Consider the following 15,899-nt stretch of genomic DNA (forward strand, 5'->3'; position numbering starts at 1 on the left):
TGACATTGATTTCCAATCCTATTAAAATATTAGATAATAAACCACCAATTTGGCTAATGCGACAAGCTGGTAGATATTTGCCTGAATATATGGCAGTAAGAAAAGAGGTAAAAAATTTTTTAGAATTTTGTTATGATGTAGATAAAGCAACAAAAGTAACACTACAGCCAATAAAGCGTTTTGGTTTTGATGCAGCAATAATTTTCTCTGATATACTTGTACTGCCGCACGCTCTCGGTTGGGAAGTAGATTTTAAAGAAAACATAGGTCCAGTACTAAAGCAATTTAAATCAAAAGAAGATTTTAAATATTTACAAAGTAATTCAAGTGATAAATTAGAAAAAGTATATGAAATAGTAAAAAAAGTAAGGAAAGAATTACCTAAATCTACTTCTCTAATAGGTTTTGCTGGTAGTCCTTGGACAGTAATGACTTATATGTTAGAAGGAAAAGGTAAACAAGACTTTAGAGTTAGCAAAAAATTTATTTATGAAAATGAAGAATTAGCAAAAGAATTACTTGAGTTTATTACAGAAAAAACAATTCATCATCTTATAAATCAAATAAAATCAGGTGCAAATATAGTAAAAATCTTTGATTCATGGGCTGGTATTTTACCGGAAGAAGAATTTGATGATTTTGTGATAAGACCAACGAAGAAAATAATAAAGAATATAAAAGAAGCTTTTCCAAATATTCCTATTATTACTTTTCCTAAAGGTGCAGGGCTTTTATATGAAAAATTTTTAGAAGAAGTACCAACAGATATTTTAGCTATTGATCCATTAATACCGCTTGAGAAAATGAAATTGTGGAGTAATAAAGTAATAGTGCAGGGTAATTTAGATCCGGTAATATTGCTTACTAATAAAAAAATAATAAAAGAAAAAATCCATAAAATTTTATCAATAATGGAAAATAAGAATTTTATTTTTAATTTAGGACATGGTATTTTACCGGAAACACCGCCAGAAAATGTAGAATTTTTAGTAAAATGCATTAGGGAATATGAATATAAATAAAAAAAAAATAGCAATAGTGCTTTTTAATCTAGGTGGTCCAGATAGTCTTAAATCAGTGAAGCCATTCTTATTTAATTTGTTTTATGATAAAGCTATTATTAATCTACCTAACCCGTTACGTTATATTATTGCTAAATTAATATCTACAACGAGAGAAAGGAAATCTCAAAAAATATATTCTCTAATAGGGGGTAAATCGCCTTTACTTGAAGAAACAGAGAAAAAAAAACTAGCATTGGCAGAAAATTTAAAACAAGCTACCAATGAAGATTTTAATATCTTTATAAATATGCGTTATGCCTCACCAAAAATAGAAGAAACCATAAAGCAAATAAAAGAATATAATCCTACAGAGGTGATATTATTACCCCTATATCCACAATTCTCAACAACAACTACAGGTTCATCGGTAAAGAATTTTTTAAGTAACTTTGATTTTAATATTCCGGTTAAAGTTGTTTGTTGTTATCCAGTAGAAGAAAATTTTGTAAAAGCTCATACTGCTTTAATAAAAGAAAAAATATTTGATAAAAATTTTCGAATATTATTTTCAGCTCATGGTTTGCCTCAAAAAATAATAGATGCAGGAGATCCATATAGTTTTCAAGTAGAAGAAACAGTAAAAGCAGTAGTTAAAGAGTTAAATATAAAAGATCTAGATTATAAAGTAACTTATCAAAGTAGAGTAGGACCTGTAGAATGGTTAAAGCCAAATACAGAAGATGAAATAGAAATAGCAGGGAAGCAAAATAAAAATATAATAATTGTGCCTATAGCTTTCGTTTCTGAACACGTAGAAACACTAGTTGAGCTCGATATTGAATATAAGTTAATTGCAGATAAGTATAAAATAAAATATAATAGAATCGCGACGCTTAGCACAAATAAAATTTTTATTAAAAGTTTGACAAGTACTTTATTAAAATTTATTAATAAAAAAGAGGGTGATTTTTTAGTAGCTAGTAGTAATAGTGAAAGAATATGTCCTGATAAATTTAGTAAATGTTTGTGCTTTACCTCATTCCCGCCTATGCGGGAATCCAGTAAATAAAAAATTATAAAAACAAGGATAGAAAATGGCAAATTACTACCTATGGTTTAAATCAATTCATTTAATTTCTGCGATATGCTGGATGGCAGGATTGTTATATTTACCACGGATATATGTTTATCATACTAAGGTCAAAGTAGGTAGTGAAACAGATAAAACTTTCCAAATAATGGAATTAAAGCTCCTTAGATTCATCATGAATCCCGCAATGATTAGCACCTTTATATTTGGTTTAATAAATGCTTATATTTATGGATTTGCTGCCCTTGATGCTTGGTTTCATGTTAAGATGTTTGCAGTATTAATTTTAGTAATATTTCATGGCTTACTTGCAAGATGGCGAAAAGATTTTGCCATTGGCAAGAATGTTCATTCAGAAAAATTTTACCGCATAGTAAATGAAATTCCTGCCATTTGCATGATTGTTGCGGTTATTATGGTTATAGTAAAACCTTTTGACTGATATAGTAATAGTAAACTGATTTGAACGCATGTAGCACGTTGTTTTCTTAGTCTCTTATCTTTTTAAAAAATTCTTTCATTAATAAGGCAGAATCTTCAGCAAAAATTCCACTATATATCTCCGGTCGGTGAAAGCAGGCTTTGCTGTTAAAATATCTCAAATTGCTCTCAACTGCTCCGTGTTTTGAATCAGAAGCACCATAAAATAAACGTTTCAATCTGCTATGAGCGATAGCTGTAGCACACATAGCACAAGGCTCTAAAGTAACGTATATATCGTAATTGCTTAAATTTTTAGAAGATATAATTTTATATGCTTCATTAATTGCAATAATTTCAGCATGATAAAGAGCATTATTTTTTTCTTCTGTGTTGTTATAACTTTTAGCTATAATTTTCTGATTTTCTCTATCAACAATAACTGCTCCAACCGGCACTTCGTTTTTACTAAAAGCAAGTTCTGCTTGTTTTAAAGCTTCTCGCATAAAAAAATTATCAAAATTCATCTGACAATATATTCACGATAATTGACATGCTCTTCCACCCCATAAGGGTCTTGATGGATTATTATTTCAGAGTCAGGGAATTCTTGTAATATATCAAAAGCAATTTCATCGCTAATTTCATGAGCATTATAAAGCGACATATTGCCATCCATTTCCAAGTGGCATTGTATAAAAGCTTTTTGGGCGGCATATCTAGTTTTCATTTCATGCACACCTTTCACGCCACGATGCTTATTAATTATTGCAATAATTTTTTGTCTGTCTTGTTCTGGTAATTCATGATCAACTAAATTTTTAAAAGCTTTTTTAAATAAGGAATAAGAAGTATGAAATATATATAATGCAATAACCACTCCAAATAAAGGATCAACAAACCAAAAACGATCACTTAAATTTAAAGAGATAATTACTATAACATTAGTAAGTAAATCGGTAAAATAATGTAGCTTATCAGCTTTAATTATATCTGATTTAGTTTTTTTTATTACATAGGTTTGATAAAGCACTAAGATAATTGTTAAAAATATACATATGTACATTATCATCGTACCATCGCTAATATTTTCTGGTTTAGTTTTTTCAAACAAGGATTTGATAGAGGAAAAACCGACAAAAAAAGCTGATGCAAAGAAAAATATTGATTGAGAGAAAAGTGTTAAATCTTGCATTTTTTCATGCCCAAATCTGTGATGATAATCTGGTGGTTGCAATGCAAATCTTAAAGCTATTAAATTTATAAAAGAAGAAGTTATATCAAGCATTGAGTCAATCAAAGAAGCAAGTATTGATTGCGAATCAGTCACAAACCAAGCATATATTTTTACGCTTAGAATAATTAATGCCGTAGTAACTGATAAGTAAGATGCCGATTTTATTAATAAATTACGACTATTAATATCCATAAATAATATTTCCAATTCCTTTTAGTAGTTTAACAAAGAAAATATAAAATTCAATTAGAATTAGGTTTATACTTTACAAAATTCCAAAAACCGTATATAGTACTTTAAAATGAGAAATCATATGAAAATAATATCTAAAATTATTGTTATATTACTTGCAGCTTCAATGTTGCAAGCATGCCAAGGTCCGGGCGGCATGAATAAGCAAGGTAGTGGTACGCTAATCGGTGGAACAGCCGGTGCATTACTAGGTTCTCAATTTGGCGGTGGTACAGGACGACTTGCTGCAGTAGGAGCAGGTGCATTACTTGGTGCAATCCTTGGTAACCAAATTGGTGCAGGTATGGATGAACAAGATAGAAAACTTGCAGAGCTTACCTCCCAAAGAGCTTTAGAAGCTGCACCAAGTGGTAGCAGTGTACAATGGCGTAATCCTGATAATGGTAATTATGGTACTGTAACACCAAGCAAAGCTTATAAAAACAATACCGGTCAATATTGCCGTGAATATACCCAAACAGTTGTAGTAGGCGGAAAACAACAAAAAGCTTATGGCACTGCCTGCCGTCAACCTGATGGACAATGGCAAGTTGTTAATTGATTATTGAAGCGTCATTGCGAGCGACTGCAAGGAGCGTGGCAATCTCAGGAGACTTTACGAGATTGCCGCGTCGAGGCTTTGCCTCTCCTCGCAATGACGTTATAAACAAAAAGAGGTTTCAATGACTTTTGAAATAACAAGTACGGCGTTTAAGCATAACGAGCGTATTCCTGATAAATTTACTTGTAAAGGTCAGAATATTTCTCCGCATTTAGAGTGGAGCGGCTTCCCTTCAAATACTAAATCTTTTGTTTTAATTATGGATGACCCAGATGCTCCGGTAGAATTAGCACCGCCGTACGGCATATGGGATCATTGGATAATCTACAATATTCCGGCTTCTATAACGCAGCTCCAAGAAGGAGAAGTAAATGACGATATTAAAGTTTTAAATAATGGTTGGAAAGAAAAGAAATATGGTGGTCCATGCACACCAGCAGGTAAGCCTCATCGGTATTTTTTCAAGCTATATGCTTTAAATGATTATCTTGAACTTGAAGAAAATGCTAGCAAGCAGGATTTAGTACTAGCTTTGCAAAAGCATTTATTAGGTCAGGCGGAGCTGATAGGTATTTACTCGACGTAAATAATTCTCTATGTCATTCCCGCGAAGGCGGGAATCCAGAAAAAAGTCTGTCATACCGCGGCTTGACCGCGGTATCTCAGGACATATTCTATGGCACAAGATCCCGTGATCAAGTCACGGGATGACAATGATAATTGACTAGATTCCCGCCGTTGCTGGGAATGACATCGAAGCCACGGGATAACAGAAGTAAACTAGTCCATGCAGTCCATAATAGAATTTCATAACGTATCTAAAAAATTCGGTAATAAGTTACCGATAAATAACGTTAGTTTCACTGTTAAAAAAAATAATATTACCACTTTAATAGGACCAAACGGGGCAGGTAAAACTACTATAGTTAGGCTAATGCTTGGGCTTGAAAAACCAACAAGTGGCGAGATTATAATTGATCCTAGATTAAAGATCGGTTATGTGCCGCAAAAATTTAACTTAAGTTCTGATTTGCCAATTACAGTAAAGAAGTTCTTAGATTTACTAGCACCAAATAATCTTGCTAATGATATTAAAGAAATTCACACATTCATCGATTTGGAGCATTTAAAAGATCAAGAAATTTCTACGCTTTCAGGCGGACAGTTTCAAAAGATAGTTCTCGCATCTTCTTTGCTTAGCAAACCAGATCTAATTATTTTAGATGAGCCACTACAATCTTTAGATGTCACAAGCCAGCAAGAATTTTATCAGCTTATTAGTTTAATCCGTAAGAAGCTAGATATTACTGTTTTCATGATTTCACATGATTTATTTACAGTAATTAAAAATTCTGACCAAGTAATATGCTTGAATGGTCATATATGTTGCACCGGAACTCCAAATGCTATAGCTCCAAACTCTGATTTCTCAAATGCCCTTTCATCTCTAGGCTTTTATACTCACCACCACGATCATAAGCATTAGTCTATCATATGCTGGATAGTATATTTTTTATGTTAACTTAATAGGGATGCATTTTTCTATAGGAGTGTTTAATCCCTCAATGATCGAATCGCTTAATTCTTTGTTAGAAGCTACAAATATTGTTTCTTGTATATCTTCATCAGTAATTAAATATGTCATATTTTATTCCACGAACCACGTTGATCTTGAGTAAAACAGTCTATAGTGTTTTCCTGTTTAGTAATTTGGCTTATTTTTAAATTCAGCTTTTTTAAATCTTCCGGTAAATCAGTTATTATAATTATTCTTTTAAAATCGCTGACATACTCTTTAGCTTGTAAAATTTTCTCTATGTTAGTCGGTGAGATAATAATAAGCACACTAGCGTTATTGGGATTTTGTAGTGTATCAGTAATGTAAATAGGCTGTTTTTCAGGTTGCGGGTCAACTTTACTGCCGTGAGGGATAAATTGTTTGCGGGAATAAGTCCAAAGATTTTTATTTAGCATTTCTTGCTGCTCTGTATCAACAGTAAGTACAACGCTCTTAAGATCAGAATAATAACACTTCTCTATCAAAAGAAAAATTGCTTTCAGCAGTAATTCATCACTTGTTTGATAAATACTAAATTGCTGCATAAAAACCTTAATACTATTCTTATGAGAAAAAATTTAAGTGGTACGGATGAAGGGACTTGAACCCCCACGCCTTGCGGCACAAGAACCTAAATCTTGCATGTCTACCAGTTCCATCACATCCGCATATACTTGTTTTATTTGAAAAATTGGCTGTATCGTTCAATTTTACTTTAATGTCATTCCCGCATAGGCGGGGATCCAGTAACATTTAATGTTTCCATTAAAAAATTATAATACACATCGTATAATTTTTGTAAATCGCTAATTTTGGTATATTCGTTTATTTTATGTGCAGCGTCTGATAATAAACCGAATTCTACTAAGGGGCAATAATTTTTAACAAATCTTGCATCGGATGTACCGCCGCTTGTAGAAAAATTTGGTTTTATATTAAGAGTTTTTTCTACTATTGTAGCAAATTCTTTTATCTTATCATTAGGATTTTGAATAAAACTATCGGCAGAGCTATTATATTCTAGCGTATAATCTAATTTATACTTTTGGCAGTGTTGTTTAATAATTTCTTCTACCTGTTTTGCTAGAGTTTCTGCACTATGCAAGTTATTAAAACGTATATTAAAATGTGCAATTGCTGTTTCGGGAATCACATTTGTAGTATTATTACCAACGTCAATATTTGTTACTTCGAGGTTTGAACTTTGAAAAAATTCAGTACCTTTATCAAGCTTAATATTTGTTAGCTCGTTTAATACTTTTATTAAGCAAGGTAATGGATTATTTGCTTTTTGCGGATAAGCTACATGCCCACCTAAGCCTTTTACAGCCAACTTAAAATTAATACTTCCTCTTCTGCCAATTTTAATCGTATCCCCTATCTCTTTTTCACAAGTAGGTTCGCCGACAATAGCAAAATCAATTTCGTGTCCTTGATTATATATATATTGTAGCATCTCCTTAGTGCCGTGCTTTGCTTTCCCTTCCTCATCGCTAGTAAGTAAAAAGCTAATCGAACCTACAAAATAGGTATTATTTTTTATGAAGTCTAAGCTAGCTGCTAGAAAACATGCAATTGACCCTTTCATATCAACTGCCCCTCTGCCGTATATTTTTCCGTCCTGCTTATGAGCTTTGAAAGGATTAGAATTATACCAAAGGTTAGGATCACCAGCAGGAACTACATCAACATGCCCAACAAAGCAAATATTAGGTTTACTATTGCCATAAACAGCATAAAGATTAGTAACTTGCTCGGTCTCACCAAAAATTTTCACCTCGGTCTTAAAGCCATGTTCTTTAAGCAAATTGTCAATATATTCAATAGCTCCGTTACTTTGGGGAGTTAGAGATTCAAAACTAATTAAGTTTTTTAGGTAGGTAGTGTGCATTAGAGTTATTTTTGACTATCTAGTTGTTGCTAAAATCTTTTTACCAAGTAGTGTGATTTTTTCTATAACAATCTTTTTGGTTAGTAGGAATAATATTTTTAGTATCTCTATATGCAGAGCCAACTAAATTATAATTATTATTCTTTACTTCTTTTAAGTCTATCCTCTCAAAACTAAATTCAAACATATCAATTTTTGAATTTTCAACGACTTTTTTGAAATTGGAAGAATTATTTTTTCTTTTTTTTGTTGTTTGAGGTGGTACTAGTATTTTTTTTTCATAAAACCAATAGTATCTTTGGTAATTAGGTTTATGTGCGTCAGTGAAATAAAGTATGGAAGGTTTTACTCTTGTATAAGGTAAAAAATATGGTAGTAGAATAACGGCTTGTAATCTTGCTTTTGACAATATATTATTTTCTTTGATATATTTAAAAGCTTCTGTTAAAAACCCTCCACTGCCACAAAAAGGATCATATACTGTTTCACCAAATTTAGGGTCTACATAATTGATCGTAAGCTTTATTATATTTTTAGGAGTGAAATATTCACCCAAATAATCACAGGTTGATCTAGTTTTTTCTAAAAAATACTCAAACGCATTATCTTTTATATTTGTTGAAGATAAAATAAGAGGATCAATTATGTTGATAATATGGCGTAGAGTACTAGAATTACTTAGAGAAATAGGGGTAAAAACATCGCCACCATATTTATTCTTAATTTGTTCTATAACATGTCCGTTAATGTAACCGATAATATCGTCATCTGATTGAGCCTTGATGCTATTCCACCAAGATTTTTCATTATTCTCACTTAGTAATTTCAAGAATAATATATTTGCAAATTCGCTAAATCTTTCTATCCCTGCTCGAAGCCCCTCGCTTCTTAAAAGGTTATTTAAGTTTTTAAATACGGATATTAACTCCTCACGTGAGACTTTGACCTCTTTAGGTATAGTCCAAGCTTCGTGGCTATTTACGTCTATAAAAGCTAATAATTCTTTTTCACGCAGTAATTCTTTTACTTCATCGCCGTTTAATATAAGCTCTTTATTGTTAGCGACAAAACGAGCTTCACAATAAGCTCCGTTCATTGCGAATACTACAGGGATATCAAGCAATTTTGCATATTCTGCTGCTTGCTCTAAAGCTTGAGTTAAACCCTTACCTGCTTTCTTTGCTTCTATTATTGCGATAGGTCTATCAGTGTTACTTTCATATAAAATATAATCTGGTCGCTTTCCTTTTAACTTAGTTTGTTCTGTTTTTAATTTAGGCTTTTGAAAATAAACATTTTTTTTAACATCATTATCTATATGCCAACCTTTATTTACTAGGTTGTTACTGATAATCCACTCAGTTTGTTGTTCTGCTAGCATAAAATTTAATACTAAAATATCTTAATTAATAATTATATATTCCTATATATATTCGTACAAGACTATAATGTTACTTAAGCATAAAAACAACTTTTATCCTATTTATAAGAATAAATTACTATTAAAAAGTTTCAATAATTTATATTAATAATCTCGATATAATATTAAATAGCATGAGTATAGATAATAAACTAAAAGAATTAATTAAATCAGGAACTTTCGTTGGCATAATATTAATTATTGCATTCGCTTCAGCAATTACCGTCAGTAATACTAGTCTAAGAGGTCATTATATTTTTCTTATTTACAGCAAAATCGCCTTAACAATAGGAAATATAAGTTTAGAAACGACTTTTATAGAGTTAGTTAATGATGTTCTTATGACTTTCTTCTTCCTATTAATAGGTTTAGAAATGAAATTTCATTTAGTAGAAGGTGAATACAAAAATAAAAGAAAATTAGTATTACCTATGGCGGCAGCACTTGGAGGTGTAGTAGTTCCTGCGTTAATATATGTGTTTTTCAATTATAATAAACCTGAATTGATAAAAGGATGGGCAATTCCAATAGCAACAGATACTGCTTTTGTTCTTGGTATTTTATCTTTTTTTAGACGATATATTTCTTTAGAATTACGTGCTTTTATTATTGGTTTCTCATTAATTGATGATGCTGTTGCCTTAATTATTATCGCTTTATTTTATACTAAAGCAATAAATATACTGGCTTTATTTATTTCTTTTGTAATCATAATCATCTTATTTATCTTAAACTACAAGCAAGTAAAGCATCTATTATATTATACAATTATTGGTATGTTTTTATGGATAAGTATGGTTGAGGCAGGTATTCACGGAACTTTATGTGGAGCTATAATAGCACTTTTTATACCAGTTAATATTAAAGGGGAAATTAATAGTTCTTTTCATAAGCTTGAAAAGTTAATACAGCCTTTTATAAATTATTTTATTTTACCTTTATTTGTATTTATGAATTCTGGAGTTCTTCTAAAAGATTTCTCTTTTGGAAGTGTTTGCTCTAGTTTAACTTTTGGAGTAATATTAGGTTTATTTATAGGTAAACAACTTGGGGTTATGCTATTTTCCTATCCATGCGTAAAGTTTAATTTTTGTAGCCTACCAAGTAATACTTCATGGTTAAAATTTTATTCTATAGCAATTCTTGGAGGAATCGGTTTTACTTTAAGCTTATTTATAGGCGGTATTACGTTTGAAAGCGGTTGCCCTTCAAACTCTATGAGAGTAGCGGTAATTATCGGCTCACTACTTTCTGCGTTGTTCGGTATATTAGTAATGAGATATTGTACAAAAAGTAAATAATATAATGCTTTTTCCTATATTTTAAATTGACAAGTTTTTATTTGCTTCATAAAATCTAGATTCAATTTGATAAAGGTAAAATATGCGTTCAATAATTCTAACTTCTATATTAGTCTCTGTAGCTTTCTTAACTAGTGCTTGTAACACAATGCAGGGAGCAGGGCAGGATATGCAAGCTGTGGGTAAAAAACTTGAACAATCAGCAGAAAACAACAAACCTAAAAAAAGTTGTAGCTGTAGTTAATAATAGTTACTAAATGGTCGTTACATTTAACATAACGACCATTCATTTTCTTATCTCTAATTTCAGCTTTTCGACTTCTTCTTTTAGCTCTTCAATTTCTTTTGTAGATAAATCCGTTACTTTTAAAATTATGCTTAGATCTATACCCTCAATTAGCATTTTCTTTGCGATTTCAGCAGCTTTTTTCAGCTCTACCTTTTTTACTATATCTGTTAGCTGTTCTTTAGCATTAGTAAATTTATGTTAGATCTTTTGCTTATTTACCAATCTGTATATTTCTTTTTTGCTATATGTATTTTTAAATTTTTCATAAGCAAGGTCAGTAGTAGTTTTAGCACTTAAATCTTTACTTAAACATGATTCTATAAATCCTATTAAATCAAGCTCCAGCTTTTCTTCTTGTTCTTGTAAAATCCCTGAAATTAGTAATACTATCTCGCCTTTTAGAGTATTATTTTGATAAAATGCTATTACTTCATCAATATTTGCAGTTTTAATTTCTTGATAAAGCTTAGTAAGCTCACGTGCTACACATATTTCACGATTTCCGAGTATTTCCTTAGCTATTAATAAAGTATTTATTAAGCGGGGTGCAGCCTCAAAGAAAATTAGCGTAGCACGAATGTTTGCAAATTCAGTAAAGAGCTTTTTCTTGCTTTCGATAGTTTTAGGTAAGAATCCGCAAAATAGAAAGCGATCAGTAGGTAAGGCAGATAATGTTAATGCTGTGATTGGTGAAGAGACACCAGGCACTATATCTATGTGGAAATTTAGGGATCTTAAATCTCGTACTAATTTATATCCAGGGTCAGAAATTAAAGGAGTGCCGGCATCAGAAATTAAACTTACTATCTTATTTGCTTTTATTAGATTTATAATATTTTCTCTGTCTTTCTCGTCACTATGATCATTATAAACTTGTAATTTAGTACGAATGTCATGTTTTGCTAGCAATTTTTGTGATATTCTAGTATCCTCGCATAAGATAATATCCGAGTTTTTTAGGGTTGATATAGCACGAAGTGTGATATCTTCAAAATTGCCAATCGGTGTCGAAACAATATATAATCCCGCTTTTAAAAACATAATTTTTTAATTTTGTAGTAATATTATGGCTAGTATAACACGAAACTTTGCAAAAATCATTTTAATGTTTTTTTGTTCCTTATATCTATCATCCTGTCAAACTTCCAAAGAAGAAACTATTGTACCTATAAAAAAAGCACAAAAAGAAATTGAGATTGCAATTTTAATGCCTAACCAAGGTCCTGATGGTATTGTTGGTAAGCAATATAAAGATTTGATTAAAATGGGTCTTAATGATGGAGTAAAATCTTATATCCATGTTACGTCATATGATGGTTCAGATGAGAAAAATGTATTAGCTGCTATGGATAAAATAGTAGCACGCAAAACTAAAATTATTCTAGGTCCTTTATATTCTAACTTTACTTCTTTAATAGCCGAAAAAGCCAAAGCCAATAATATTGTTATAATAACTATGTCAAATAACCCTGCTCTTGCAGATGATAAATTATTCGTATTTGGTCATGCACCTTTAAAGCAGCTAATCCGGATCGTTAATTATTATGGAAGTAGTCATAAGGATTTTATGGCATTACTGCCTACAGGCAAACACTCTCAAACTGTTAGCCAAGTTATGCAAAATATTTTGATTCAGAAAAATGCCACCTTAGCACTTACTGAATTTTATGAAGATAATCCTGAATCTATTGCAAAGGCTGTAAAAAATGTTTCGGATAATACCGATATTATAAATGAACGCAGCGATACAACAAAGCCTATTATTTATATATCGGATGATCCAAAAAATTTAAGCCTACTTGCTGGTAGTATTAATAAATATAATTTAGATAAAAAAGCTATATTAATTGGTGATAACCGCATTGATGTAGATTATCCAGAAAATATTGATATTAGCTTTACTGGCTCGTTGAATACTCTTAACAGTAATGTTCCTGAGCGAGCAAAAGCTCTCGGAATCAATCATATGGGTTTTATGCATCTACTTTCCTATGATTTAGGACGTATGACTGCCAGTTTCATAGGAAATGAATTCGATTTAAGTAGATTTTTAAATAGAATAAATAGTAGACAAAATTATATAGGACTATCTGGTAATATCCATTTTATCGATTCAATAGCCCAAAGACAATATGATATTATCAGGAAAGAGAACGGGGATTACTCTACTGTTTCTGGAAGTTAAATAGATAATATTCCATTGATGGTATAGCCTTGTTGCATGGCTTATTTTTTCGTCATTGCGAGGAAATGCATAGCATAGGGCGGAGGCAATCTCAGGAATTTTATACTACCTCATGAAATTGGCTTCTGTCATCCCATGGACAAGTCGACTTTGTTGCATGGGTCATTTTTCCCTGTCATTCTGTGACCCCACCACGGAATCCACAAAATTCAACCGAGTTTATTATACTAATACATTAAATAAGACTTACAAAATCAGATTGACTTATTTAAAGTTTTGCTTAGAATCTTTTTGGGGCAGCTAAATGCTGTTCTGGAGTGTAGAAACCTCTTAAGAACCGATTTATCATTTTATCGTAAAAATGTAATCCTCGATTTTTTTGATCGGGGGGATAATAGGGTATGTTCAGGGCTTATAGCATTTGCTTTAAGCCTAAAGCCTATTATAGCTGTTGTTCTTACGGTGTTTCTAACTCCCCGGTCACCAAAAAAGCTTTGCTTCTTGGTGATCAAAATTAATTCAAAAGAGATTAAACCGTTATGAACAATATTGTAGAAAAAAGAATAGCCCTTATCGAGCCATATTTAGATTTTATTATTAAAAACGAAGAATTATTGCGGGAAATCTATCCAAATGGCATAGATAGGGATTTAATGATAGAGTTTATTTTAGCTAAGAAACCCTATAAATCCTATGCTTATTATACTCTAATTCGTAGTTTATTCAAATCGCCATGCAATAAAATTATACTTATAATTGATAAGCAATTGCCAAAATCCTATTTGGGTTTATTTCGTTCTATTATCTTTGGTACTTTATCATATCTCAAGTTAATTAAAATTTTCATCTATGATGAGAAAGATTTTGTTCTAGATATAAAAGCCTTAAAAAGCAATGAGAATTACTTTTGGTCCTATAAAATCAATTATGTAAAAAAACTGATTAATTGGGAGTGATTAGTTCTGCCCGCATGGATCGAAAAGTGTTCTCGGTGTCATTCCCGCGTAGGTGCAGTAGTGTCCAGAGAAAATTGGAGTATTATTAAAACCGTCATTGCGAGCGGTCGTAGACCGCGTGGCAATCCAGAAAAATAGTAAAAAATAACTAATTTTGGCATTTTTTACTGGATTGCTTCGTCGAATTACTTTGTAATTCTTCTCGCAATGACGAAAAAACTAATAATAACGTTTATTTTTTTCCAGACACTACTGCACCTACGCGGGAATGACACCGAAGTCATACAGCAACCTAGGTCAAGCAACTAAATAACACCGAAAACGTTTTTCGATTTAACTTTCTTCCTCTAATAATTCAGAGTTTAAGCCATTCATTATTTCTTCCGCTTCTTCTAAATATTGAGGGGATTTTTTCATTGCATTAAAACTCTTTATAATACCTTCCTGCTCAAATTTAGATTGAAGATTATCAAGTTCATGTATAATTGCTTGACGGATAAAAGCTGTTCTAGATAGCCCTAGTTTTTTAGCAACTTCATTACTTGCTTTAGCTATATCATCAGGTATAGTAATAGATAAATTTGTCATATCAAATTCTATATTTAATTGCAACATCTAATCTTTTTTAGTGCTGTCATCCTCTTTCATGCCGTCTTTGAAAGCTTTTAAACCTTTGGCAAGGTCGGACATAACTTGTGGTAATTTACCAGCACCAAATAATACAAAAATAATTAATAGAACTATTAATAAATGGCTGAAGCTCATTCCCATAGTATTTCTTGCTATATAAGTTAAAATTTTATTATATTATATATTATAAATCTAATCCAGAGCAAAAATGTTTACCAAAAAACAATTCTCAGAATTCTTTGTTACTTTCTTTTATATCGGAAAAATAAAATATTGCCCTGGTACTTTCGGCTCTCTTGCTGCTTTTCCTTTATGTTACGCTATAATGTATTTTGTTGTTGATAATAAAATAATTATTCCTTTTGCAAATCTTACGCTTAATGAAGCTCAGCTTGTCAGCGTGGTCATTATAGCCTCTGTTATATGTCTATTACTCCTAATACTTGGTACATATTTTACTAAAATATACTTAAACTATACGGATTCCAAAGACCCAAAAGAGGTAGTAATCGACGAGGTAGTAGGGCAGTTATTAACTGTTATTTTAGTATTTTTCTCAGCAGTTTTTGTTAACGAATCAAACGTGATAAAACATTTAAGTACTTTAAAAGTTAGTATAATATTACTTTTTATATTACCTTTCTCTCTATTTCGTCTTTTTGATATATTAAAGCCTTGGCCTATTAATTGGCTTGATAAAAATATTAAAGGTAGCCTTGGGGTTATGGTTGATGATCTAGCTGCTGCAATCTTCGCCGCAGTAACACAATATGCGATTGTATTTGTGTTAATTGATAAAACCTATTGAAGCTTTATGTTAAGTATGTTATAATTAATTTATGATTAATTAAGGAGTAAATCATGTATTACTATTATCAAAATTTAAAAATATCTCGATTATGTAATTTAACAAACAGGTTTAAACAATGTCTATCTCACCAATTAGCCAGCTTATAAAAATTCCATCCCTCACATTTAGTTGTGTTGCGGCTAATTTAATATCTTTCACCACCCCATTCTCATATTACTACACTAAAGTTTCTTATTATCGATATTAATATCGAATTCTAAATTATTACCAATTAACTAAATTCTCTTTTAAGTACTAAAAAACGTCATTGCGAG

At 31.2% G+C, this 15,899-nt stretch carries 20 protein-coding genes and 1 tRNA gene; 11 read left to right on the forward strand and 10 right to left on the reverse strand.

The window, feature by feature from the left end; translation table 11 throughout:
* Positions 1-56: 56 nt before the first annotated feature.
* The 3 genes from hemE to hemJ are packed head-to-tail and all read left to right on the forward strand — an operon-like array spanning position 57 to position 2,536.
* Positions 57-1,022 (forward strand): uroporphyrinogen decarboxylase, encoded by a 966-nt coding sequence (gene hemE / locus AAGD49_RS00005; RefSeq protein WP_410525922.1) that lies wholly within the window; start codon positions 57-59, stop codon positions 1,020-1,022.
* Positions 1,009-2,073, forward strand: a complete 1,065-nt coding sequence (gene hemH / locus AAGD49_RS00010; protein WP_341788604.1) for a ferrochelatase — start codon at positions 1,009-1,011, stop codon at positions 2,071-2,073. Before hemE ends, hemH begins: the two co-directional genes overlap by 14 nt.
* A 25-nt stretch (positions 2,074-2,098) precedes the next feature.
* A complete protein-coding gene (gene hemJ / locus AAGD49_RS00015) occupies positions 2,099-2,536 on the forward strand; it encodes a protoporphyrinogen oxidase HemJ (protein ID WP_341788605.1) in 438 nt (145 codons plus the stop codon).
* Between the two features lie 46 nt (positions 2,537-2,582).
* Here hemJ and AAGD49_RS00020 read toward each other — a convergent pair whose 3' ends face one another.
* Both AAGD49_RS00020 and AAGD49_RS00025 read right to left on the reverse strand, forming a co-directional pair.
* Positions 2,583-3,041 carry a nucleoside deaminase gene (locus tag AAGD49_RS00020; protein ID WP_341788606.1) on the reverse strand — a complete coding sequence of 153 codons (459 nt, stop codon included), beginning with the start codon at positions 3,039-3,041 and terminating at the stop codon, positions 2,583-2,585.
* Entirely contained in the window at positions 3,038-3,943 is a 906-nt protein-coding gene (locus AAGD49_RS00025; protein ID WP_341788607.1) for a cation diffusion facilitator family transporter, read from the reverse strand. The genes AAGD49_RS00020 and AAGD49_RS00025 overlap by 4 nt, the downstream gene beginning before the upstream one ends.
* Positions 3,944-4,064: 121 nt before the next feature.
* Here AAGD49_RS00025 and AAGD49_RS00030 point away from each other — a divergent pair, with 121 nt between their 5' ends.
* From AAGD49_RS00030 to AAGD49_RS00040, 3 genes are all read left to right on the forward strand, one after another.
* Positions 4,065-4,544, forward strand: coding sequence for an RT0821/Lpp0805 family surface protein (locus AAGD49_RS00030; protein WP_011478074.1), 480 nt, complete (start codon positions 4,065-4,067; stop codon positions 4,542-4,544).
* Between the two features lie 121 nt (positions 4,545-4,665).
* Complete coding sequence (locus tag AAGD49_RS00035) at positions 4,666-5,130, forward strand: YbhB/YbcL family Raf kinase inhibitor-like protein (protein ID WP_341788608.1); 465 nt, start codon at positions 4,666-4,668, stop codon at positions 5,128-5,130.
* Positions 5,131-5,331: 201 nt separating this feature from the next.
* Complete coding sequence (locus tag AAGD49_RS00040; protein ID WP_341788609.1) at positions 5,332-6,030, forward strand: metal ABC transporter ATP-binding protein; 699 nt, start codon at positions 5,332-5,334, stop codon at positions 6,028-6,030.
* Between the two features lie 27 nt (positions 6,031-6,057).
* On the opposite strand, the gene AAGD49_RS00045 is transcribed toward AAGD49_RS00040, so the two are convergent.
* The 5 genes from AAGD49_RS00045 to AAGD49_RS00065 form a co-directional block, all read right to left on the reverse strand.
* Positions 6,058-6,189: a hypothetical protein gene (locus AAGD49_RS00045; RefSeq protein WP_012152315.1), complete on the reverse strand. Its 132-nt coding sequence runs from the start codon at positions 6,187-6,189 to the stop codon at positions 6,058-6,060.
* Complete coding sequence (locus tag AAGD49_RS00050) at positions 6,186-6,647, reverse strand: DNA polymerase III subunit chi (RefSeq protein ID WP_341788610.1); 462 nt, start codon at positions 6,645-6,647, stop codon at positions 6,186-6,188. Before AAGD49_RS00050 ends, AAGD49_RS00045 begins: the two co-directional genes overlap by 4 nt.
* A gap of 38 nt (positions 6,648-6,685) precedes the next feature.
* Positions 6,686-6,770 (reverse strand) — tRNA-Leu (locus AAGD49_RS00055).
* 53 nt (positions 6,771-6,823) lie between these two features.
* A complete protein-coding gene (gene dapE / locus AAGD49_RS00060; RefSeq protein ID WP_341788611.1) occupies positions 6,824-7,993 on the reverse strand; it encodes a succinyl-diaminopimelate desuccinylase in 1,170 nt (389 codons plus the stop codon).
* Positions 7,994-8,033: 40 nt separating this feature from the next.
* Positions 8,034-9,374 (reverse strand): N-6 DNA methylase, encoded by a 1,341-nt coding sequence (locus AAGD49_RS00065; protein WP_341788612.1) that lies wholly within the window; start codon positions 9,372-9,374, stop codon positions 8,034-8,036.
* Between the two features lie 173 nt (positions 9,375-9,547).
* Between AAGD49_RS00065 and nhaA the strand changes: the two genes are divergently transcribed.
* The gene (nhaA, locus tag AAGD49_RS00070) at positions 9,548-10,714 is read left to right on the forward strand and encodes a Na+/H+ antiporter NhaA (RefSeq protein ID WP_341788613.1); all 1,167 of its coding nucleotides are present in this window, start codon (positions 9,548-9,550) and stop codon (positions 10,712-10,714) included.
* A gap of 82 nt (positions 10,715-10,796) precedes the next feature.
* A complete protein-coding gene (locus AAGD49_RS00075) occupies positions 10,797-10,958 on the forward strand; it encodes an entericidin A/B family lipoprotein (protein WP_341788614.1) in 162 nt (53 codons plus the stop codon).
* A gap of 243 nt (positions 10,959-11,201) precedes the next feature.
* Here the strand turns inward: AAGD49_RS00075 and rsmI are convergent, their stop codons facing one another.
* Complete coding sequence (rsmI, locus tag AAGD49_RS00080; RefSeq protein WP_341788615.1) at positions 11,202-12,044, reverse strand: 16S rRNA (cytidine(1402)-2'-O)-methyltransferase; 843 nt, start codon at positions 12,042-12,044, stop codon at positions 11,202-11,204.
* Positions 12,045-12,069: 25 nt separating this feature from the next.
* Between rsmI and AAGD49_RS00085 the strand changes: the two genes are divergently transcribed.
* Positions 12,070-13,188, forward strand: coding sequence for a penicillin-binding protein activator (locus tag AAGD49_RS00085; protein ID WP_341788616.1), 1,119 nt, complete (start codon positions 12,070-12,072; stop codon positions 13,186-13,188).
* A gap of 539 nt (positions 13,189-13,727) precedes the next feature.
* A complete protein-coding gene (locus AAGD49_RS00090) occupies positions 13,728-14,144 on the forward strand; it encodes a hypothetical protein (RefSeq protein WP_341788617.1) in 417 nt (138 codons plus the stop codon).
* A 333-nt stretch (positions 14,145-14,477) separates the two neighbouring features.
* Here AAGD49_RS00090 and AAGD49_RS00095 read toward each other — a convergent pair whose 3' ends face one another.
* On the reverse strand, positions 14,478-14,759 hold the full coding sequence (locus AAGD49_RS00095; protein WP_341788618.1) for a ribbon-helix-helix domain-containing protein: 282 nt from the start codon (positions 14,757-14,759) through the stop codon (positions 14,478-14,480).
* A complete protein-coding gene (locus AAGD49_RS00100; RefSeq protein ID WP_016947907.1) occupies positions 14,760-14,915 on the reverse strand; it encodes a Sec-independent protein translocase subunit TatA in 156 nt (51 codons plus the stop codon).
* Positions 14,916-14,982: 67 nt separating this feature from the next.
* Between AAGD49_RS00100 and AAGD49_RS00105 the strand changes: the two genes are divergently transcribed.
* Entirely contained in the window at positions 14,983-15,582 is a 600-nt protein-coding gene (locus AAGD49_RS00105) for a phosphatidylglycerophosphatase A (protein ID WP_341788619.1), read from the forward strand.
* Positions 15,583-15,899 lie beyond the last annotated feature (317 nt).

The organism is Rickettsia endosymbiont of Lasioglossum villosulum (assembly GCF_964026455.1).
Lineage (GTDB): Bacteria > Pseudomonadota > Alphaproteobacteria > Rickettsiales > Rickettsiaceae > Rickettsia.